This is a genomic window from Veillonella parvula (assembly GCF_001553335.1).
Lineage (GTDB): Bacteria > Bacillota > Negativicutes > Veillonellales > Veillonellaceae > Veillonella > Veillonella parvula_S.
In genome coordinates this window covers 27,001-49,745 of record NZ_KQ960793.1, presented here as the reverse complement: position 1 = coordinate 49,745, position 22,745 = coordinate 27,001, and the positions used below count along the sequence as shown (strand labels likewise).

Here is a 22,745-nt window from a genome sequence, read left to right as displayed (position 1 = left end):
AAAAAAAATGGAGCGGGTGAAGGGAATCGAACCCTCGCGACCAGCTTGGAAGGCTGGGGCTCTACCATTGAGCTACACCCGCAAATAAAAAATGGTCGGAGCAGCAGGATTCGAACCTGCGACCCCCTGGTCCCAAGCCAGGTGCGCTACCAAACTGCGCTATGCCCCGTCATTAATTACTTTGCTATTATAGCAAACCCGGTAGTTGATGTCAACCACTACTCTTGCTGAGTTCTTACTCTCTTGAGTATCGCTCTGCAACGAAAATTATTATATCATTGATAGAAACTAGTGACAAGTACTTTTTTACAACTTCATTAATTTTTTTACTGATACATTAATACATTCTTTAATATATATCTATCCTTACTTCTATTATCCTATATGCCTACGCCTCTATATCATTTTAATCTATAGATTATTCGCCCTAATAGTATAAAGCCAATCATATACTTAATCGATCATATAAAAACATGCACCCCTTTCGAGGTGCATGTTGTATTGTTCTATGGTTATATAAGATTATAAAATGCTAGTAAATCAAATAAATTAACCTTCGTAGCTACCATCTTCTATTGCTTGAGGATTTTTAGCAATACCTTGTTTTACAGCAACTTCAGCAACTGCTTTAGCAACAGCTGGAGCTACGCGAGGATCGAATACGGATGGCATTACGTTTTCTTCGTTCAATTCACTATCAGGAATCAAGTGAGCCAAAGCGTCAGCAGCAGCTAATTTCATTTCGTCAGTGATTTGAGACGCACGAACGTCGATAGCACCGCGGAATACACCTGGGAATACTGCTACGTTGTTGATTTGGTTAGGAGCATCGGAACGACCTGTACCAGCAACACGGATACCAGCAGCTTTCATATCAGCATATGTTGCTTCTGGATTAGGGTTAGCCATTGCAAATACAATTGCATCGTCAGCTAAGCTTTCCAAAATTTCTTTTGTAAAAGCACCCGCTGCAGATACACCAAGAAGAATATCAGCACCTTTAGCATTTTCAGCCAAATCGCCATGTTTTTCTTCAAGTTTAAGTAAATCGATTAATTCAGCTTGTAAAGAGTCAAGACGTTTGTAGTCTTTATGCAATACGCCAGAGGATACCAATAATGTAATATCACGAGCACCTGCAAGGTATAATAAGCGAGCAATATTAGCACCTGCCGCACCAGCACCGTTTACAACGATTTTAGCAGTAGCTAAATCCTTTTTAACCAAACGAAGAGCGCCTTTTACACCTGCTAAGCATGCGATAGCAGTACCGTGTTGGTCATCGTGGAATACAGGGATTTCTAACTCTGCTTTCAAACGATTTTCAACTTCATAGCATTTAGGAGAGGAAATATCTTCCAAATTAATACCAGCAAAGTTTTTTTGCAACAATTTTACTGTATTGATCAATGTATCAGCATCTTTTGTATCTACAACCAATGGAATGCAGTCTACATCACCGAATTTTTTGAACAATAAGGATTTACCTTCCATTACTGGCAATGCTGCTGCAGCGCCAATATCACCAAGACCAAGTACACGAGTACCGTCAGATACAACGGCAACCATGTTGGAACGGCAAGTTAATTCGAAGGATTCTGCTTCATTATCTTTAATACGCAAACATGGTTCTGCTACACCTGGTGTGTAAGCTACAGATAAATCATGAGCGTCTTTTAATTCATATTTAGTTCCTACAGTAAGGAAACCTTTTAATTCACGTTTTTTTTGTACAGCTAATTCACGTACGTCCATAACAATTCTCCTTTGTGGATACACTCGGACTCTTTAGAGTCGGTAATTTATACCTTTAACTAATTGTATTATACAAAATGCTAAATCATAATTCAAGTTTTTTCGATATAGTTTCTCGAAAATTTTAAAAACAACTATCATTAAGCTCCTATAATAATAAAGATTAAGCTTCAACAGTGATAAAGTAAATTATAAAAAAGTAGATAAACCATATAAGGCTTATCTACTTCAAGTCTATCTTCGTATTATACGATAAAAGCTGTCACAACAATGTTATAAAAGCTGTCTTTAAGCTTTTACAGATGGCAAATTGCGTCCATAGAAGATTTCCATCATTTCTTGTTTTAATTGATGTTTAATTTGCTTGATTTCGCGATCGCTCAACTCTGACTCAGTAATGCCAAAAAGATAATTATCTAAATCAAATTCTTTTAACATCATCTTAGTATGGAAAATATTTTCTTGATATACATTTACATCAATCATATTGTACATGTTGCGGGTTTTTGCACTGATGTAATTTTGAATAGAATTGATACGATGATCAATATAAATTTTCTTACCAGACACGTCCCGAGTAAAGCCACGTACATGATAATCCAAGGTAAGAATATCAGAGTCAAAACTTTGAATTAAGTAATTAAGTGCATTTAACGGAGAGATTTGTCCACATGTAGACACTTCAATGTCGGCACGGAATGTACTAATCCCTTTGTGCGGATGGCTTTCAGGATACGTATGTACAGTAAGATGCGATTTATCTAAATGCATAACTACATCTTCTTTTTCAATTTCCTCTTCAGAAATTAAAATCGTAACAGAAGCACCTTGTGGATCATAATCTTGTTTCGCTACATTAAGGATATTAGCGCCGATGATATGGCTAACCTCCGTCAAAATAGCCGTTAAACGATCCGCATTGTATACTTCATCAATGTACTGAATGTATTGTTTTTTCTCTTCTTCCGTACGAGTATAACAAATATCATAAATATTAAAACTCAATGTTTTCGTGAGATTGTTAAAACCATATAACTTCATTTTAGGCTTTGCTTTAACTGGTGTATCCATGATATGTCATAACCCTTTCCATGCATAGACTTACTATTCCTTTTGAAAGTTTCAAAACCGAAGCTTTCACCATATAACTAAACAATATCTTGTTTATACACAAACTCTACATCAAACTGTCCATTATCGTAGGTAACGATGGCAAAGGTACCACCGGAGCGATCACGAGCCAAAGAAATACTACCAGGATTTACAAATACCGCATCACGGGCACGAACCTCCCCATGATGATGGCTATGACCGGACACGATGAGTCGTGCACCCATGTCAGTTCCTAACTCAATCAGTTTTTGTATTCGATTATAATATGATACCTCATGTCCATGTGTCATGTAAATATAGGTATCTTCAAGAGGAATTAATTGCTCTCGTGGTTCAAGCGGTTGCACACGGTCGTTATTCCCACGCACAGCATATACAGGAATATCCGTATGTTCCTGCATATAGCGTGCGTCATCTCCAAAATCACCAGCGTGAAGCCACATATCGATGTCTTGATCAGCCGTAGCAGCCAAGACGAGGTCGATATCCTCTAGATACCCATGAGTGTCACTTAAAATGCCAATTCGTTTCATTGTATTTAATCTCTAATGCCACTATATTATATATTTATATGAACTATACCATATAGTTCGAAAATATCAAAGCTTGTTAATTAATTCACGTAGTGCACGGCCACGATGACTAATCGTTTCCTTCTCTTCTATACTTAACTCTGCCATAGTCTTTTTAAACTCAGGCACATAGAAGTACGGATCATAGCCAAAGCCATTCTCCCCTTTTGGCTCATCTTGAACGAGTCCATCACAATAGCCTTCCGCAGTAACTTCTCGGCCATCAGGATATACAAGCGCTAAAGCGCATACATAATGACCTGTACGGTTACTTTTCCCTTGTAGTTCACGAATTAACTTCTCGTTGTTTGCATTGTCATCACCATGACGACCTGCATAACGCGCAGAATATACACCTGGTGCACCATTGAGGACATCAACCGTAATGCCAGAATCATCAGCAAGGCATGGGCGATTCGTAGCCTTCGCATAGTAACGAGCCTTCAACAGAGCATTTTCCATAAAGGTTGTACCAGTTTCCTCAGGCTCCTCAATGGAAATCACAGCTTTTACAGGTACACAATCGATAGATAAATGGGAAAAAGCCTCAGAGAACTCACGAATTTTTCCTTTATTGCCTGTAGCAAGCACAATTTGTTCCATTTTATACCTCCGGAGCTGTAGGATACTCTTTACCTACTTTATCTGCTGTCGCACCAAGTACTTCACGTTGTTTAGCCATGAGCTCATCTGTAGCAGCCTCTGCTAAATCAAGTAAAGCGTTGAGCTCATCACGATTAAATGTACCGTGTTCACCTGTACCTTGTACTTCAACCATATTACCAGAACCGGTACGGACTACATTCATATCTACAATGGCGGCACTATCCTCTTCGTAACAAAGGTCCGTAATAGGACCATCTGGACCAATACCTACGGAGATGGCTGCACAGAAGTCAGTAATTGGAAATTTTCCAGCTCCGCCAAAAGTGAAGTCCACCGCATCAACGAGAGCTACAAAGGCACCTGTAATCGAGGCTGTTCGTGTACCGCCATCCGCTTGAATCACATCGCAGTCGATAGTGATAGAACGCTCTCCTAATGCTTCAAGGTCCACAACAGCACGCAATGCACGACCGATAAGGCGTTGAATTTCTACAGTCCGTCCTGTTTGTTTTCCTTTTGCAGCCTCACGGCTCACGCGAGTTTGTGTTGAACGTGGCAATAATGAGTATTCCGCAGTTACCCATCCTTGCCCAGAACCTTTTAGCCAGCGTGGCACAGAATCTTCAACAGTAGCTGTACAGATAACCTTGGTCTTACCACACTCAATAAGTACAGAACCTTCTGCAAACTCTGTAAAATTCCGTGTTATTTTAATAGGTCGCAATTGACCCGCTGTTCTATTATCGCTGCGCATAGGAACCTCACCATTCTAAAACTAAATATTAGAACGCCCCTTACACAAAGGGGCGTTATTTCTTATATTATATCATAATTTTTCTATTTTTCAGCATTACAAATCATATTATAATTTACGATTCTAACATAATAACTCGCATTATCTACGGAGATTAACATTATAGTTCATATTGTCCGTCACCGAGTGGATCTACCACAACGTAACGACTAGCTCCCCCTTCTGCTTTAGCTCGTTTTGCTTCTGCAATAGCATCTTGACGCGTCCCTTCATCTGCTTGCCAAGGGATAAACATCGCATATACACTTTGCGGCCCATACGGGCCGTATTGTCCTCGTGAAAGCACGCTATGCCAGCCTACCTTGTCTTTGTACATGCGCACCCTTTCAAGGCGCTCCTCTTGTACGCCCGTTTCATCGTAATACACATTGTAACGATTTGACCAAATATCACCTACACCAGCACGTTCTTCTTCTGCTATACGATATCGATTAGCCCATTGTACCTTCCACTTAGCGATTAAATCATCTATGTAACTAGTTACATTTTGACTCTGTTTGTATTTAACAGGGTCAAAAGCAGGTTCTACGACCTTGCTGTAATCAAGGCCTGCCATGGATAAAATGATACCTGTATTCACATATGGCAATGCTTCCTGTACGGAATATCCCCCTTCTAAGACTGCTATATCTGCTTGTAATAAATCGACTAGCTCTGCATAGCCCTTTGCAGTTACCTGCATATTGGCTAATGGATCGCTAAAGTGATTATCTTGCCCAGCCGAGTTAATGACGATATCTGGATTAAACTCTTCAAGGATAGGCAATACAAGCTCACGCATGACCTTCATCAAGCCTTCGTCACCCGTACCAGGCGGTAGTGGAATATCGATGTTACCACCGATGGCCTGAGGTCCACCAAATTCATCCATAAAGCCTGTACCAGGATATAAAGTACGTCCATCTTGATGGAAGCTAATATACAACGTATCAGGATCATGGTAAAACACATCTTGAGAACCATCACCGTGATGTACATCGGTATCTACTACGGCAACGCGTTTGATTCCATAGGTTTGACGTATGTGTTGAATCATAACGGCTTCAATATTAATCGTACAGAAGCCACGAATACCATGAACCATAGCCATCGCATGGTGACCTGGTGGTCTTACTAACGCAAAGGCGCGATCTACTTCACCGCGCATGACCGCATCAGCTGCCGCAATAGCACCTCCAGCAGATACTCGATGAGCTTCAGTCACCCAAGACTCTAAATCTGGAGCACCAACATGAACCCGCTCTATTGTATCCCAATCAGCTACTATTGGATTATATTCTCTAATATTCGGTATATCTAACAAACCTTCTTCTACAATTTGATCACGCGTATAGAGTAAACGCTCTTGTCGTTCAGGATGTGTTTCAGAAATTTTCCAATCAAACGCAGGGAAAAAGACAAGACCTAAACTGTGATGATATTTAGCCTTATCAATAGTAGAATTCACGTCGTCATTCAGTTTCGTGTTCGTATCCTTTTCTATAAGGCCATGACGCTCTCGATAGGATAGTCCTTTATTCCACATAGTGTTTCACCCCCGCCGCTAGTTGTACTTTCACCGTAATTAAACGCTCCATAGATTGCCAGCCCTCTACCACAGGGAAATCTTCAATGCTAATAACCTCGATTTCTTGCGCCGTATCTAAACCTAAACGTAAAGCCTCTTCACTGAGAGCCTCTTTAGCTCGTTCTACAACTTGTTCCGCTCGTTTTAAAGTACAATTTTGCTGTTTAATACCTAATTCAGGAATGACAAACAAACGACATTTTGTATCTACATGAGCAATGAGCTCGATGGTAGATAGGGCTAGCGCAGCACCAATAGCATTCGCCACAGCTGCATTTTCTGGAATCGTAATAGGTAATTCCAAATACTCACCAATACTTGGACCTAAACTTGGCGCTGTGCCCCCTACTACAACAATATGTTCAGGCACAAATATATCAGGATTCACAATATCTGCCACCACATAAATAGGACGTTTATTCTCAGCCTCTACGACCTCATCAATACCATGTTGAATCGTTTTCAGTGCATTTTGTACGATTAGCCTTGCTACATCAGAGGCGGTCTTAATATGAGCTAGTTGATTGTTTGAGGTATTTACATTATTAAATTGCAACGTAGCCTGTATAGCATCCGTTAAATCTTGTAAAGCTCGTGATGCCAAATTAAAGTCGCCATAGTTTGCGTGACCGAGCACGATAAGTGCATCCCCCAAGGTAGGTTCTACACCACCTAGAGCTACCGATGGTCCCACTCGTTCAGGACCCACGGTAAGATTACCATTTTTAAGGCGAACTACAGATTCCCCACCAATACCGACCGAGGTAACGGCAAAGGATCGTACTGCACTTGGATACTCACGAATAGATACACCATTTTTTGTCATCAATTGTCTACCATGCTTCCAAAGGGATATATCCGTTGTAGTACCTCCAATATCTAGAGCCACTGTATGCTGATTACCTATAACGCCAAGAGCAGATAGTCCAAGAACTGTTGCGGCAGGGCCTGTAAAAGCTGTTTCTACGGGTCGACTTACCATATGTTCTATTGGAAGAGAGCCTCCATCTGCTTTTAAAATGTAAAGTGGGGCCACTATATCCCGTGCACTGAGAGCATCTTCAACATTTTTCTTAAACACCGTAAATACTGGTGTTACAGCGCTATTAAAATAAGCGCTAATAGTACGCCGAGGGAAATTTAAAGAACCACTTAATAAACTACCATTAGAAATTACATGATATGTGTTTTTCAATTCTTCTGTTATAGATAGTTCTTCTTGAGGATTCCGCACCCCAAATTTAGCGGACACAGCAGCCAAATCAGTACCACTACGTGCTTGAACCATGTTGGCTATACCACGTACAGCATCAGCAGGGGTATGCTCTACAACGATACCTCTATGATCTGTATAACCTTGAAGGTATATAGGTTTCACAGGGAATATATCATCTACATTACGGCCTGGACCTGTAACCACATAGAGATCTACTACTTGCTCCTTCTCTTCTACGATGGTATTCGTCACCACGGTAGTAGATAAGGTTACTTGTTCAATATTTGATGTATCATAACCCTCCAAAACCGCATCTAAGGCCTCACCTATACCATTCATTAGATTATCCTTTGTAGTCCGCCTCTTGGCAGTTGCCACTACACGATGGCCATCAATGATAACAGCATCGGTAAAAGTACCACCTACATCTAACCCTAGTAACATATAACCTCCTTATTAGTATTAATAAAGAATCTATACAAACTCAAAACAGAGTAAAGAAAACTCAATTTAAGCTAGCATATAATCTCTATTTGAACTAATATGCAATTCCTATTCAACCCTGCGTATAGTTCGTATTCAATCTCATTATATATAAAAAAGCTGTACCCATCTCTATGTGATGAGTACAGCCTTCTGTTATTTACCAGATACAGATGCGTAATTTTTGATGATAACAATCGGAGTCATTTGGCTATCATTACCAAATGGATTATCAATCAACAATTGTGCAATTTTTTTAGCGTCAATGCCACGACTTGTACCTAAAATAGCGGACCGTTTCAAGTCATTAACGTCAGCTACAACGGCACCATAACAACCTGTGCGAGATACAATTTTCTCAGCCACTTTATCAGGATCCTTTGGACCAAATACAATGTGCTTATCAAATGGAGGCATAGTCCCCGTTACATCATCGGTTAATGATGCAGCACGAGCAATTGCATAGAACACGCCAGGTTTACGGAAAATTTTAGCAATAGCACCTAAAATAAAAGCACCTAACACCTTCCATTTACCGTCCAAATTCATAGCCGATTGCATACCATAAATAGATGCCATAGAGCCATCTGGATGGATAAAACGATTAATTAAACGAGCTTGCCAGCACACATTTAACTCTTCAGGACGTGTAAAACGGCCTTGCGTAATAGCTACTACAGATTCAGCAACACATACGATATCTTCAGGTCCAATATTATGACCCCCAAATTCAACGATAGCATCAACGATGTCATCATTATCTGTAAGAATACGTGTTGGCACACATACTAACTCTAATTCTGCCATTGTTATGCCTCCTTATTGAACCATTGCTGCTTGAACTTCTTCAGCAGTCAAACGAATACGCTGTTTATCGATATGATAGTCTGTCCGACCTACGATTTGGTAGTAAATATCGATGTCCATATAAGGGAATCCCTTAATATCTTCTCGAATATTGCCAGTTTTACCTGTTAATGTAACATATACACGAATTGTGCCACCTTTGCGTGGTTTGATAATTATAGCTTCAAAGTATCCATCTTGACGCGGACGATTAATATCCATAGCCCAGGCATTTACCTTAACTGCATCAAAATGTTCTTCAGGTAATAATGGACGTGGAAATAAGTCCATTATTGTGCCCAATTGGCGCCCTTTATTTACAAATGGTATATCACAGAACAACGTAATGGACTCAAAATTACGATCAGATACTTGAAAGTTCGTTGCTCGTTTCGCTAATAAGACAATATTTTCATTACCTTGTTTCAATACAAACAAACGGAATAATAAGTACAGAGCTGCAACAGCCACAATAATAGCTATTACTGCACTGAGGATGTTATAAAACCACATAGGGTATCTCCTTTATAATGTAATATGTTCAATGGTACGACGGCTTGTATCAAGGAAGGATGCACTCAATGTATCACCAAGTTCGACATCCTTTGTAAAATACAATGTCACGGTGCCTACAGTATCTTGAGGATTGAAAAGATTTTTACGCTCAAGTCTGTGACGAACCAATTCACTTGTTTCAAAAGCAGGATCAATGAACTGAATGCGACATGATGTTAGTTTCTCTAGTAAAGGTTGTACAAATGGGAAATGAGTACAGCCCAAAACGACTACCTCAATTTCTCGAGATAATAAAGGTTCTAAATAATCCTTGCATACTTCACGAACAAAGTAATCATCTAAATGACCTTGTTCAATAAGCCCCGCCAACTCTGGACAAGGTTGTTCCCAAACCAAAACCTCATGATCAACTTCTAAAGCCACATGCTTATGAATATGACTATTTACAGTGGCTACGGTTGCCATAATACCGATAGTCTTGCTTTTACTTTTATTAATGGCTGTTTTCACACCTTGTGATACACCAATAACTGGCACAGATACAAGTTCACGGACCGCATCAAGAGCCACAACGGTGAAGGTGTTACAGGCAATCACCATCAACTTAACAGGCTGCTTTTCTAGCGTCTCCGCAATACGACACGCCAAATAAGTGATTTCATCATCACTGCGATTACCTACAGGATTATTCGCATTATCACCGATATAGATGAAATCTTCGTTAGGAAATTGTTCTTGTAACACCTTTAACACAGATAATCCGCCTACACCAGAGTCAAATACACCGATAGGCAATTGTTGTACATTACTCATGCGGCATCTCCTCAACAGCTGCTAACATAGGCAGATAAAAAGTATCGTCTAATCGCACAATTTTTCCTGTTAATTTTGACATAAAGGCGTTCTTAGTTTCCCCCGTAGCAAGTAACGCTCCATCACTAGCACGGCGCATGCGATAGCGAAACACCATTTGAGCCCTTGTCATCTTAACCAAATACGTTTCGATGTGAAGTTCATCATCGAAATTCGCAGGTTCTTTATAATTACAAGATACATTCATGATAGGAAATACAATATCCTCATTCATCATATCCCACAAAGTGACACCGATCTTACGAAGGAATTCAATGCGCGCCATTTCAAACCATCTAAAATGATTACTATGGTGAGCAATCCCCATCATATCAGTTTCATAAAATCGTACATTTACTGAAGCAATATGCATAAATTCTGTCCTTTTTAAATAGTATACAATTTTTATTCTATATCTATTACTTTAGTGTGTCAAATAAATAAAGGCAGTTCAATCACTGTGGATCAAACTGCCTAAAATGGTAAAAGTTAGCGACTGCTACCAAATGGAAAGAATTTTTTTGCCTCTTCTTGATGACTCGTTTTGATATAACGATTCGCAATCTTAAAGGCTAATCCGAGTACTGCCACATCATCTACCCAACCTAATACAGCAATCGCATCCGGCACAATATCAATAGGTAATACCAAATACCCTAAGGCACCTGCAATGACCGCTTTTACATATTTGGGAGTATCCTTGTCACGAAAACAAAGGAACAAGGTTACTGCTTGTTGTACAAAGGCAAGTTTCTTACCATATCGACCAAGAAACCCTAAAAATCTTGATTCGCTAAAATACTTACCATATTTAATAATATTAAATGGATTCATAGTAATAATAATCCTTCAGCGTTTATTTACGCAAACCGCCAATTTTTTCTTTCGCTGTATTAACAGTGTTTGTAGCAACATCTTTTGCTGTCTCTACGGCATCAGAAGCTTTAGTTTTTGCAGTTTCTACTGCTACTTGTGCAGAAGCTTTTGCCACTTCTACACCACCTTTTGCGAATTCTTTGGCTACTTCAATACCTTCTTTAGCAGAATCAATTTTTTCTTTCGCTGCATCAGAAACCTTTGCTACAACCTCTGCTGCGTTATCATGGATTTGGTATTTTGTTTCATTATTCCATTTATTGATGGCAGGTGTTACTTTTTCATCGTAAACTTGCTTTAAAGATTCTTTAGCAAGACCTGTTTCGTTAGCAATCCCAGCCCATACGTCACGTTGACCTTGAGTGAAAGGAATGCTAGCACTTGCATCACGAACGATTTCAGAAGCAATAGCTTTGCCATTTTCAAGGAATTCAGCAACCATCGGTTTGTAACGTTCGATATCAGAAGGCATGCCATCTTGAATCCAAATATGTGCAATTTTACCAATAGCATAAGTTAAACCGATAGCTACAGGAACGCGAACAGCTTTAATTGGAATTAAAAGGGATACTGCAGCTGTACCTACAGCTGTGCTAAGACCACCTACTAAACCAACTACAGCACCTGCTTGCAATTCTACATCATAAAGATGAGCAATGCGAGTTACCATGTACGTAGCATTGGCGCACAAAGCGACACTGCTGAATTTAGAGGATAATGCCAATGCTGCCGCACGACCTGCCCCCCAGAAGATAAATTGTTCAACTTGATAGTCACGATCTTGAGATCCATCCGTAAGGGGCTCAAGTGTTACGCCATTATATTCTGCCATAAGTATTCTCCTTTGTTGTGAACCAACTATAGGTCTTATTATTAGTATTATTATACCATTCTATTGATAGAAGTGAAATGAATTTTTCTAATTATCCATATATAATAGCTTCTAATATTTTCTATATTACCAACTTGTGAGTCCTCCATCGATTGTCCAGGCTGCACCTGTCACAAAAGACGCCTTATTACTCAACAAAAATACAATTACTTCTCCAATTTCATGAGGCTTAGCAATACGACCTAATGGGTAATGTTGGCCCATTTCAGCCTTAGCAGCCGCCGCATCTTGGTGGGCATTAGCAATCTGTTTATCTACTAATGATGTATCTACATCACCAGGACACACACAGTTTACACGAACACTGTGAGGTGCCATTTCAAGAGATAGAGATTTTGTAAAGCTCACTACAGCTCCCTTTGACGCACCATATACAGAACACGCTACATTACCTTGTAAACCTGCATCACTAGCGATTGTTACAATACTGCCCTTTGAGGCTCGTAAATAGGGAAGCGCCGCTTGACATAAGAATACAGTACCTTTTACATTGGTCCCAAACATTTCATCAAAAGCTGCTTCTGTAACATCAGCTAGTAACTCTTCTTCATAATAGCCTGCAGCTGTTACAAGAGCAGACACCCCACCAAATAAATCTACTGTTTCTTTTACAATTCGCTGACAGTCCTCAATTTTAGATACATCACCTTGAATATATTGTACCTTAGAGGAATAACGACGTAGCTTAGTTTTAGCCTTTTGACCAACTTTTTCATTTCGACCATTGATGACTACACACCAACCTTCTTTAAGTAAAAGCTTTGCCGTAGCAAATCCAATACCCGATGTACCACCACTAATCAAGGCCACTTGAACATCACTTTTATGAGGCATACCTTGCCCTCCTATAATGTTGAAATATAGTCATAGACTAATTTCAACAACATAACTGTCGTTACCGACAAGAATACAACTCGCACCAAAGATGAGCCCTTCGCAATTGCCAAATGCGAGCCTAAATAAGCACCTATAATTTGACCTGCCCCGGTGGCAAGACCATACTTAATATTGACGTGTCCTAAATATAAAAATACCAATAAAGACGCCAAATTACTAGTAAAATTCAATATTTTTGCATTAGCAGATGCATGTAAAAAATCAAAGCCTGTAAAGATAAAGCCCATAATCAGAAATGTACCTGTACCAGGACCAATAAAGCCGTCATATATACCAATGCCAAGAGCAAAAGCCATACAAATATATAGCGCTTTTCCTGTTACCTGAGATGTACGATTGATTTCACCCCAGTCTTTTTTGAACACCACAAAGAGTGTTACACAAACAAGTAATATGATAATAATAGGCTTTACATATAGCGGTGGTAAAGAAACAACCGCCAAGGTACCAAGCATAGAACCCACAAAGGTAAAAGGCAGTAATTTGCGAACTAGGGAAAAATCAACCATGTGATTTCTCAAAAATGTAATCGATGCACTGCCAGCACCAAAAATACTAGATAATTTATTACTGCCTAGAGCCACACTAGGTGGAAGATTTGTTAATAACATGGCAGGTACAGAAATGAGGCCTCCCCCGCCTACAATGGAGTCTACAAAGCCAGCAAACGCACCAGCTACGGCAAGTAAAACGAGTATAAGGATATCAAATGGTAAACCTGTTACCGCAATGAGCCACTCCATAATAAACCTCCTACAGATAGCACATCAACGGTCGCCAAAGGCCACCGTTGTCATGCTAATTTATTTTATTTTGCACCTAGACGATCGAGGGCCAATGTATAACCATCCGCACCATATACTAAACAGCGCTTTACACGACTAATCGTAGCAGTACTCGCACCCGTTTCTTCTACGATTTTCTCATAGCTATCCCCTGCGCGAAGCATTTTTGCTACTTGTAAGCGTTGAGATAATGCTTTTAATTCGTTAATCGTACAGATATCTTCAAAAAATGCATAGCATTCCTCTGTATTTTCAAGCGTTAAAATGGCGGTGAACAATTCGTCATTTTGTTGACTTCTCAATTTTTCATTGATACTCATAGGATCCTCCTACTTCTTATTCATCGCTTTAGACCAAGCATCACCAATCATTTGTACAACTTGTACCAATACAATCAAGATGATGATTGTAGCGATCATAATATCTGCTTGGAAACGTTGGTAACCATATCGGATAGCAATATCCCCAAGGCCACCACCACCAATAGCACCAGCCATCGCAGAGTAACCGATGAGGTTAACGATAAGAACCGTTACATTGTCAATAATTGTTGGCAATGCTTCTGGTAATAATACTTTCCAAATGATTAGTAATGGGCTTGCCCCCATAGATTGAGCCGCCTCGATAACGCCAAAATTGATGTCCTTAATAGACGTTTCTACAAGGCGTGCCAAAAACGGAATTGCCGCAATGGTCAACGGCACACATGCTGCAGTTGTACCGATGGATGTACCTACCACCATACGAGTAAACGGAATGATAGCAACCATCAAGATGATGAAAGGTACAGAACGTGTAGCATTGACAATGGCACCCAATACTTTATTGAGTGCTACATTTTCTAAGATATGACCTTTAGAAGTAACAACCAAAACAACACCAAGAGGAATACCTAATAACATTGCCATTACGGTAGAAATTATCGTCATTTGCAATGTATCAAGGGTACCAGTTATGAGTAGATTAATGATTTGCTCTGACATAACCGATCACCTCGCTTTCAATTGGTAATGTTTTGATGTAGTCCAAACCTTCTTGCGCATTTTCTGGGTCACCATTCAAGATAACGATGAGGCGACCAACGCTCGTATTTTGGATGTAATCAATGCCGCCAAAAAGGATGCTTACATCTAAATTAAAGCGTCTTACAAGGCCTGCTACTACAGGCTCATCTGTTGCTTGTCCTGTAAATTTGAGACGAACTAAGGGCGCGGTCCCTGCAATCCATTGATCATGCAACTCTAGATGTTCCAATGCTTCTGGAGGTAAGTTATCACTCACTACAGAGCTAATAAACTCTTTTGTCGTATTTTCGCGAGGATGTGTGAATACTTCAATAGTACTACCTTCTTCGAGGATGACACCACCTTCAATAACCGCCACGCGATCACAGATTTCACGGATAACGTGCATCTCATGTGTAATGAGCACAATAGTGAGCCCCATCTTCTCATTAATATTTTTCAACAATTTCAAAATAGAATCTGTTGTTTGAGGATCAAGGGCAGATGTAGCTTCGTCACAAAGGAGGACCTTTGGATTAGACGCTAAAGCACGAGCAATACCAACACGTTGCTTTTGACCACCAGACAATTGAGATGGATAGTTGTTCATCCGGTCTGTAAGGCCTACGATATCAAGAATCGGCGTAATGCGTTCCTTGATTTCAGATTTGCTCATTCCTTGTAGTTCCAACGGAAATGCCACATTGTCATATACGGTACGAGAGGACAATAGGTTAAAATGTTGAAAAATCATGCCAATATCTTTTCGCGCTTTACGCAAATCAGATTTGCTAAGTGTAGTTAAGTCTGTACCATTTACGATAACAGAACCAGATGTAGGTGCTTCGAGCATATTGATGCAACGAATCAATGTGGATTTACCGGCACCAGATTGGCCGATAATGCCAAAGATTTCGCCTTCTTTCACATTTAGGCTAATATCTTTCAACGCTTCCACACGAGTAGCGCCTTCATAGACTTTACTAATGTGTTCTAATTGTATCAAAATAATTTCCTTTCTTAAGGTAAATATGTATTATTTGATGAAAGCAGCTTATCTATCAAGGTAATCCTTCTTCCATCAATTTTTCTAGAGCTTCGCGTAGACGAAGTGTAATAGCACCTGGTTTACCACCAGATACTGGATTTCTGTCTAGCTTAGTAATTGGAATGACACCACCAATTGTATCGGTAAAGAATAGTTCGTCCGCTTCATCTACAAAGGTGCGGTCAAATTCTTTCTCAATAATGGTAATACCTAAAGATGGTGCTACACGGGTTAAGATCATTTGGCGCGTAATACCTTTTAAGATATGATTATCCGCTGGATGCGTGTACAAGATACCATCTTTAACAGCAAACACATTAGATGTAGCGCCCTCTGTACAAATGCCATCACGGAACAAGATGGCTGTATAGGCAAATTTCTTTTCTGCTTTTGTTTGCGCCAAAATATTCGGGATCAAGTTAGTAGTCTTAATATCTACATGTTCCCAACGTTCATCAGACAAAGCTATCGCTTTTACACCTTCACCCAATTTATTGACTTCATCTAAATCCAAGGTGCGGATAGACATAAGCATTTGTGGTTCTAATTTGGAGCGATCATAAGCATGATGACGTGGTGCTACACCACGAGAGATTTGTAAATAAATATAGCCCTCTTTGATTTCACTTTGCTCGATCAAAATTTCGTGCAATTCTGTCAAATCATCAGGGGTCATTTTTACAGGGATATCCATTTCACGCATAGAGCGATACAAGCGATCTTGGTGGTAAGACAAAGCGAAGCAACGGCCTTTTACGACGCGAACAACTTCATATACAGAGTCACCAAATAAATAGCCACGATCATCAATGCTGATAACTTTAGCACCTGGTTCGACGAATTCACCGTTAAAATATGTTAATTCTTGCATAGGAGCACCTCTTTTTCTATTCCGTTACTCTATCAAGTGGTAATCATCATGGACTTATTATAACACAATTACTTTCAAATTTTCACACTTTACTTTGTGAAAGATAATAATTCGATATACAAAAATCCGCTAGGATACCATAGTTAAAAACTATATCCTAGCGGATGTATAACAAATATTATGTTTATACTAAATCAGCACTACAAAACTAACTAAAACTACATACACCATTAACGTACTAGCACCAATTAGGTCTCTCAATATAATAGTTCTCATACTAAACTAATGCCCCAGTATAAATTTACGGATAGATTTAGGCACATAATTAAGGCCCACTGTAGTCAAATAAGATAATGCTAACGCCATACCATACATAATTAGCACGTTGGTCACCGTATACAAGAGATTATATTTAGCCATCACACCAGAAATGATTAACAACCAAAATGGATGCGCTAAATAAATACCATACGATTTATCGCCTATCTCAGACCAAATGGACTCCATAGTCACATTCATAGGTAGCCTTTGGAATAGGAATAAACTAAACATCGTTCCCAATCCTGTATAAAGAACGCCCATAGGACTCATTTGATGTACCGTGTAAATTGCTTCTAACACAGTATAATGCCATACGTCCATGACATAGTAATAAGAGCCAAGCATCAATAATATAGAGCTTACCGCACTGACGCCTAAAAGGTAACGATAACGCCACATATATTCGCAGACGATTTCATATCGTTCAGCACATACGGCACCTAAAAGGAAAATCCACACATAATGAATAACCCAATAGTTGAGTCGCATATCAAAAAGATATTTAAGAACTGGCTGATTGCTTAGATTTTCTGTTACCCAACGGCCAAGCATGTAAGACGAAACATAATCGATACCAACTTGGATGACAAATAGTAACACCAGCCAAAATACAGGCCGTTTTAAGATGACTTTCACCATGGCCCGCCATAATGGCATCATCACGTAGAACCATAGCAAAATAACCATAAAATATAGATGATACATAGAGGTACCAAAGAGTAGATTTATCGCCAACGGCCCTGGATGTAAATTGCCAAGGTTATGAGCTGTCATCCCTGTATATAGCAAGTAAAAGATGGACCACGTAATATATGGAAATAGCACCACCTGAATGCGGCGGTGCATAAATTCCTTATATGAGAATGGTCCCTCTACCGAGGTATGATAAAACAAGCCAAATGCAGAGAGGAAGAAAAACGCAGGCACTCCAAAGCGAGAGAGAATTTCTAACACGCTGATGAGTTCTAAATTTACAAAAGGATTTTGCAATGCGTAAGATCCTACATGAATGCCGATAACACCGAGCATACAGAGGCCTCGCATATAAGTAATTTCCGGTAAAAACGCTTTTTTCATAGCCATTGCCTATTCACTATTGACCAGGTGCCACTGTAGGTGTCGGTACCACACGTGGACCTTGAGACTCTGTAGCTGGTTGTTTAACTACAGGAGGTGTAGATGTAGGTGTTTGAGGCGTTGCAGCTTTTTCAGGTTGTGCGGCTTGTGCTGGTACAGCCTGACCATTTGCTTTAGCAGCCGCTTCTGCCTTAGCCTTAGCTTCTGCTTCAGCCTTAGATTTTGCTTCAGCTTCTCGTTTCAAGCGCAATTCTTTTTCAAGTGGTACCACTGGTTTGGCATAAACAGTGATATCCGTTTCAAATAGACGACCCCATGGGAATGTAGCTTTTACTGTACGAGGATTGATTTTAAGGTATTTTTCAGCGAAATCTTGAATGCGTTCACCTAAGTAACTTTCAAGACGTTCATTTAATTCACCAGAGTAACGAACATTGTCTGTTCTGATAGAATCTTGCATACGATAAATATCTTTACGAATATTTGCTTGATATGCCCAGTTATCCAAATATTGTTGCGTCAACATATCACGATGACCTTCTGGACTCATAGATTTAAGCAATAATCCTTGAGCAATAGCGTAACCTACTGTGTTACTTGCTGTATTCCAACCATTATACGCACCGATTTTGTACAACAAATCTCGTTTATACATAGCGGATACCAATGTATTATCTGCGCCATTATTGAAAGCAATATCTGCAACGCTTACGTTCACACCAGAGTCAACAGCTTGCTGAATGCGATCTACGAAAGCATTTGTAGAGTTAGAGATCATTGGGAAGTTTTCGAAGTTTTCAGACTCGCCTGTACTCGTAGTAAGAGGTGTATTAACAGCCAATAATACAGTTGGTTTACCTTGTGTCACCATTGTGCCACCTACAGCCTCAACGTGTTGAGCAATTGTTTTATCAATCGTTTGATCTTCGTAACCTGGCAATGTTTTACCTCCGCCACCGAGTGGATAAATTACGGAGAATGTAGGTTTTTCTGTGCTCACATCGGTACGGGAACGCGCCATCAACAAGAGACCAAGTTGGTCAGCACCAGGGAAGCTACCGTATTTTTCAACAGAAATATCCTTGGAATATTTGTTAAGGTAACGACCTTCTAGAGCGGATTGAGATAATTGAGATGTATCATCATGACCTAATGCAAAGTAGTCGAATACACCACTGCGAGTTTCATCAATCAACTCTTTGTTGATTTTCATATTTTTTTGACGGCGGTCAAACCAGTCTTGCAAGTATTCCACAGGAACAGAGGCTTGTAGGCTCATCAATTTTTGAGTTTCTTCTTGCGTTAAAGAGCCAGAATCTAATTTATCTTGTAATGCAGCGATTTGGAAGATAGTTGGGCCATATTCCGCATAGTAGGCCGGTTCAGTACCACCACCACTCGCGCGTGGGGAACGCATTACGGTACCAAATCCATAGATGCGTACATTTTTATTACGCGCTTTTAAACCTTCAATACGTTTCAAGCGATTTTGCAATGTGCTAAGAGGAATATTATGTTTACGAGAATCTACAAGACCTCCATAAATAAGAGTATCTGTACTTAATACCATAACATCAGCACGACCTGCATTTTGCTCTACCCAAGCCATAATTTGATCAGCTTGACCTTGGTACGTCTTACCAGAAATCAAGTGTTGAGGTGGTGTCAACACAGTCATACCCGCCTCACGAGCTGTATCAACTGTATATTGCAAACTTACAGGACGATCATCTTGAGGTACATATAATACGGTTTCTGCATCAATTTTGATGGATGTACCTGTAGCAATGGCTGTAACCATTAATGCTACTTTCAACCATTTATTTGTCATAAAGCAAATCTCCTTCTGTGTACACGAGTACTCTCGACTCGAAAATTAACTTTTATATAATACTCTTTTTTTCTGACACTTTTATGAAATACTTAATAGTATAATTATATCATTTACCTGTTATTTCTCAAATGCAGTGCCTTTAGCTTTAGCGCACTTTGGGTAAGCTCCAATTATATTTAATAGCTAGTAAACGGATAACTAGTACAACGGTAAACGCACCATATACAGCCTCTCCAACCCAGTTAGAAATAACCATTAAGTAATAAACGATGCCCCCAATAACACTAGGCAGAGCGTACACATCTTCTTTCAAAACAGACGGAATCCGTTGAGCCAGCATATCTCGGATAATACCACCTCCAACAGCAGTAATAGTTCCTAATAAAACAATGAAAATTGGCAACTCTGGATATAGTTTAAACCCTGCAGATGCTCCAGTTACTGTAAAAGATGCCAACCCAACTGCATCGGCTAATAAATAGCTTGCTCGGCTACGAGGGCCCATAGCATGCTTGCGATAACGGCTGTTATAGATAATAAATACGATAATTGTTACGGAAATAACCACAGTTACATATACAATATTGCGTAACGAATTCGGCGGAAAATACCCCAAGAGAACATCACGTACAATTCCACCACCGATTGCCGTGGCCAGTGCCAATACAGCCATACCAAATATATCCATTCTCCGCGCCACCCCAACAAGTGCTCCGGAGATAGCAAAGGCAATAGTGCCAATCATATCAAATATGTACCAAATAATATCCATAATACCCTCACACAATCTATTCGCATAACTTCGCACACTATGATAGACTTTATGTAAGATATTATACATTAAGAGGTATGAGAATGACAAAGAACATTACACCTATAGAGATTAAAAATATGGATGAGCGTAGCCGTGATGAATATTTTATGGGTTTTGCCCTAGAGGAAGCCCACAAAGCTTATGCCCTAGGAGAAATTCCTATCGGCGCCATTTTAGTTCAAAACAATACAATCATTTCACGCCACCATAATCGCCGTGAATTAGATCACGATGCAACGGCTCATGCAGAGCTGCTCGTCATCCGCGAAGCATGCGATGTACTCAAGCGCTGGCGGTTGACTGGTTGTACCCTGTATGTTACGATAGAGCCGTGTCCGATGTGCGCTGGAGCCATCATCAACAGTCGTATTGACCGTGTTGTATATGGTGCAAGTGATTACAAAGGAGGCGCTGTAGAGTCTCTTTTCAATGTACTCTCTCACCCTGGTTTAAATCATGAACCCGAATTAGCATCGGGGGTCCTTGGTGATGAATGTAGTCAAATCATGAAAGACTTTTTTAAAGAGCGCCGTAAAACACGGAGGAGTACCCAAGAGGCTGAAGGGTCCGCACTCGAAATGCGGTAGGTCGGGCAACCGGCGCGGGGGTTCAAATCCCTCCTCCTCTGCCATATAAAATATATAAAGCGCTAACCATGGTTAGCGCTTTTTTGCGAAGGGACCACTACTATGAAAAAATATTACCCTTATCTCATTACGGTGAGTCATATGATTAACGACTCCTGTCAAAGTGTATTACCTGCCCTCTTGCCATTATTTATCTACACTTATGGACTTAGTTTAGAGCAGGCAGGCTTTCTTATATTAGCCAATACAGCATTATCTTCATTGTTACAGCCATTATTAGGTTATGTCTCTGACAAGATCAATCAGCCACGGCTCATCGCCTTAGGTGTTCTGCTCTCAGCTTGTAGCACAGGTGCCATGGGGTTTGTAACCTCCTATGAAAGCTTACTTGTTTGTGCTACCTTAGCCGGTGTAGGCTCCTCTATCTTCCATCCTGAAGGAGCGAAAATCATGAATCGCCTTGGAGGTGGCAAAAAAGGTAAAGCCATGGGTACCTTCGCCATCGGCGGCAGCTCTGGTTTTGCCATCGGCCCACTCTTTGCTGGCTCTATTGCCTATACAGTAGGCCCTCATGGACTGGCAGCTTTCACCATAGTGGGGCTTATTATCTCAACAGTTTTATTCCTCCTCATGCCGCGCATAGTAACTTGTGCACGCACTATCGACCAAGCGGTAGCTATGGAAAACCCTACACTAGTGGCTAAGCCGCTAAAAAATTACTGGAAATACTTTGGTATCTTGTTTATTATCATCCTAAGCCAATCGGTAAACTTCCGTGTTATCAATGCATTTATTCCTATCTTCTGGACTCGTGAACTCGGCACTAGCCCAGAGCAAGGTAGCTTTGCATTAACCATATTCTTTAGTATCGGTATCTTCATGACATATATTGGCGGTCTATTAGGCGACAAATATGGCCCCATTAAAATCATTAGACTATCCCTATTGATTTGGTTACCAGCCATGTTCCTATTAACAGAAGTACCAACCTTCTCCCCTGTTATCATGATGCCTATAGCGTATATGTTACTACTCATGATTGGCGCTGCTAAAGCCCTTAGTTACAGCCCAGTTATCGTACTAGGCCAAACCTACCTCGCTAAAAGCATCGGCTTTGCGTCCGGTATCACCCTCGGGGTAAGCCAAACTATCGGCGGTATCATCGCACCTGTAGTAGGCAACCTTGCGGATACCTATCCTCTACCTGCCGCTATGATGACACTCGTACCATTCCTAGTAGTAGGTCTTGGGGCTTCATTGATACTTAAAGATCCTAAAAAATTACAGTAAACAAAAAAGAACCCTTCACGTGAACTGTACCCCCAAAATTGGACACAATTTTTGAAGGTACAGACCAACGAAGGGTTCTTTTTATATTCAGCTAACCACGTCACTTGCA

Annotated in this window: 24 protein-coding genes and 3 tRNA genes; 3 read left to right on the top strand and 24 right to left on the bottom strand. The window is 40.2% G+C overall.

Features of this window, described 5'->3' with window-relative positions; translation table 11 throughout:
* Positions 1-8: 8 nt before the first annotated feature.
* The 24 genes from HMPREF1865_RS05975 to HMPREF1865_RS05860 all read right to left on the bottom strand — a co-directional run bounded on the left by HMPREF1865_RS05975 (position 9) and on the right by HMPREF1865_RS05860 (position 20,717).
* Positions 9-82, bottom strand: a tRNA-Gly gene (locus HMPREF1865_RS05975).
* Positions 83-92: 10 nt separating this feature from the next.
* A tRNA-Pro gene (locus HMPREF1865_RS05970) sits at positions 93-169 on the bottom strand.
* Positions 170-549: 380 nt separating this feature from the next.
* Complete coding sequence (locus HMPREF1865_RS05965; protein WP_004693580.1) at positions 550-1,755, bottom strand: NAD(P)-dependent malic enzyme; 1,206 nt, start codon at positions 1,753-1,755, stop codon at positions 550-552.
* Between the two features lie 288 nt (positions 1,756-2,043).
* Complete coding sequence (speD, locus tag HMPREF1865_RS05960; RefSeq protein ID WP_008715652.1) at positions 2,044-2,826, bottom strand: adenosylmethionine decarboxylase; 783 nt, start codon at positions 2,824-2,826, stop codon at positions 2,044-2,046.
* Between the two features lie 77 nt (positions 2,827-2,903).
* Complete coding sequence (locus tag HMPREF1865_RS05955) at positions 2,904-3,401, bottom strand: metallophosphoesterase family protein (protein WP_004693585.1); 498 nt, start codon at positions 3,399-3,401, stop codon at positions 2,904-2,906.
* 66 nt (positions 3,402-3,467) lie between these two features.
* Complete coding sequence (locus tag HMPREF1865_RS05950) at positions 3,468-4,043, bottom strand: XTP/dITP diphosphatase (protein WP_004693587.1); 576 nt, start codon at positions 4,041-4,043, stop codon at positions 3,468-3,470.
* 1 nt (position 4,044) lies between these two features.
* Complete coding sequence (rph, locus tag HMPREF1865_RS05945) at positions 4,045-4,800, bottom strand: ribonuclease PH (RefSeq protein ID WP_060919530.1); 756 nt, start codon at positions 4,798-4,800, stop codon at positions 4,045-4,047.
* Between the two features lie 160 nt (positions 4,801-4,960).
* A complete protein-coding gene (locus HMPREF1865_RS05940; protein ID WP_060919529.1) occupies positions 4,961-6,385 on the bottom strand; it encodes a histone deacetylase family protein in 1,425 nt (474 codons plus the stop codon).
* A complete protein-coding gene (locus HMPREF1865_RS05935; RefSeq protein ID WP_060919528.1) occupies positions 6,375-8,087 on the bottom strand; it encodes a hydantoinase/oxoprolinase family protein in 1,713 nt (570 codons plus the stop codon). The genes HMPREF1865_RS05940 and HMPREF1865_RS05935 overlap by 11 nt, the downstream gene beginning before the upstream one ends.
* A 195-nt stretch (positions 8,088-8,282) precedes the next feature.
* A complete protein-coding gene (locus HMPREF1865_RS05930; RefSeq protein WP_004693597.1) occupies positions 8,283-8,933 on the bottom strand; it encodes a coenzyme F420-0:L-glutamate ligase in 651 nt (216 codons plus the stop codon).
* A gap of 12 nt (positions 8,934-8,945) precedes the next feature.
* Positions 8,946-9,485: a hypothetical protein gene (locus HMPREF1865_RS05925; protein ID WP_060919527.1), complete on the bottom strand. Its 540-nt coding sequence runs from the start codon at positions 9,483-9,485 to the stop codon at positions 8,946-8,948.
* A 12-nt stretch (positions 9,486-9,497) separates the two neighbouring features.
* Positions 9,498-10,301, bottom strand: a complete 804-nt coding sequence (murI, locus tag HMPREF1865_RS05920; RefSeq protein WP_060919526.1) for a glutamate racemase — start codon at positions 10,299-10,301, stop codon at positions 9,498-9,500.
* Positions 10,294-10,713: an acyl-CoA thioesterase gene (locus tag HMPREF1865_RS05915; protein ID WP_004693602.1), complete on the bottom strand. Its 420-nt coding sequence runs from the start codon at positions 10,711-10,713 to the stop codon at positions 10,294-10,296. The genes murI and HMPREF1865_RS05915 overlap by 8 nt, the downstream gene beginning before the upstream one ends.
* A gap of 116 nt (positions 10,714-10,829) precedes the next feature.
* The gene (locus HMPREF1865_RS05910) at positions 10,830-11,174 is read right to left on the bottom strand and encodes a YkvA family protein (RefSeq protein WP_004693603.1); all 345 of its coding nucleotides are present in this window, start codon (positions 11,172-11,174) and stop codon (positions 10,830-10,832) included.
* A gap of 22 nt (positions 11,175-11,196) precedes the next feature.
* Positions 11,197-12,048 carry a hypothetical protein gene (locus HMPREF1865_RS05905; protein ID WP_004698348.1) on the bottom strand — a complete coding sequence of 284 codons (852 nt, stop codon included), beginning with the start codon at positions 12,046-12,048 and terminating at the stop codon, positions 11,197-11,199.
* Between the two features lie 126 nt (positions 12,049-12,174).
* Positions 12,175-12,942 (bottom strand): SDR family NAD(P)-dependent oxidoreductase, encoded by a 768-nt coding sequence (locus HMPREF1865_RS05900; protein ID WP_004693607.1) that lies wholly within the window; start codon positions 12,940-12,942, stop codon positions 12,175-12,177.
* An 11-nt stretch (positions 12,943-12,953) separates the two neighbouring features.
* Positions 12,954-13,748 (bottom strand): TSUP family transporter, encoded by a 795-nt coding sequence (locus HMPREF1865_RS05895; RefSeq protein WP_060919525.1) that lies wholly within the window; start codon positions 13,746-13,748, stop codon positions 12,954-12,956.
* Positions 13,749-13,813: 65 nt separating this feature from the next.
* A complete protein-coding gene (locus HMPREF1865_RS05890) occupies positions 13,814-14,110 on the bottom strand; it encodes a YerC/YecD family TrpR-related protein (RefSeq protein WP_004693609.1) in 297 nt (98 codons plus the stop codon).
* A 9-nt stretch (positions 14,111-14,119) separates the two neighbouring features.
* Complete coding sequence (locus tag HMPREF1865_RS05885) at positions 14,120-14,773, bottom strand: methionine ABC transporter permease (protein WP_060919524.1); 654 nt, start codon at positions 14,771-14,773, stop codon at positions 14,120-14,122.
* Complete coding sequence (locus HMPREF1865_RS05880) at positions 14,754-15,800, bottom strand: methionine ABC transporter ATP-binding protein (protein WP_021147815.1); 1,047 nt, start codon at positions 15,798-15,800, stop codon at positions 14,754-14,756. The genes HMPREF1865_RS05885 and HMPREF1865_RS05880 overlap by 20 nt, the downstream gene beginning before the upstream one ends.
* 55 nt (positions 15,801-15,855) lie before the next feature.
* Positions 15,856-16,713 carry an aminotransferase class IV gene (locus HMPREF1865_RS05875; protein ID WP_060919523.1) on the bottom strand — a complete coding sequence of 286 codons (858 nt, stop codon included), beginning with the start codon at positions 16,711-16,713 and terminating at the stop codon, positions 15,856-15,858.
* 282 nt (positions 16,714-16,995) lie between these two features.
* Positions 16,996-18,117: an acyltransferase gene (locus HMPREF1865_RS05870; protein WP_060919522.1), complete on the bottom strand. Its 1,122-nt coding sequence runs from the start codon at positions 18,115-18,117 to the stop codon at positions 16,996-16,998.
* 10 nt (positions 18,118-18,127) lie between these two features.
* The gene (locus tag HMPREF1865_RS05865; protein WP_060919521.1) at positions 18,128-19,942 is read right to left on the bottom strand and encodes a DUF4127 family protein; all 1,815 of its coding nucleotides are present in this window, start codon (positions 19,940-19,942) and stop codon (positions 18,128-18,130) included.
* 148 nt (positions 19,943-20,090) lie between these two features.
* Positions 20,091-20,717, bottom strand: coding sequence for a trimeric intracellular cation channel family protein (locus HMPREF1865_RS05860; RefSeq protein WP_004693621.1), 627 nt, complete (start codon positions 20,715-20,717; stop codon positions 20,091-20,093).
* A gap of 83 nt (positions 20,718-20,800) precedes the next feature.
* Between HMPREF1865_RS05860 and tadA the strand changes: the two genes are divergently transcribed.
* The 3 genes from tadA to HMPREF1865_RS05845 all read left to right on the top strand — a co-directional run bounded on the left by tadA (position 20,801) and on the right by HMPREF1865_RS05845 (position 22,636).
* Positions 20,801-21,346, top strand: coding sequence for a tRNA adenosine(34) deaminase TadA (tadA, locus tag HMPREF1865_RS05855; RefSeq protein ID WP_196484508.1), 546 nt, complete (start codon positions 20,801-20,803; stop codon positions 21,344-21,346).
* A tRNA-Ser gene (locus tag HMPREF1865_RS05850) sits at positions 21,300-21,390 on the top strand. The genes tadA and HMPREF1865_RS05850 overlap by 47 nt, the downstream gene beginning before the upstream one ends.
* A gap of 58 nt (positions 21,391-21,448) precedes the next feature.
* The gene (locus tag HMPREF1865_RS05845) at positions 21,449-22,636 is read left to right on the top strand and encodes an MFS transporter (protein WP_060919520.1); all 1,188 of its coding nucleotides are present in this window, start codon (positions 21,449-21,451) and stop codon (positions 22,634-22,636) included.
* Positions 22,637-22,745 lie beyond the last annotated feature (109 nt).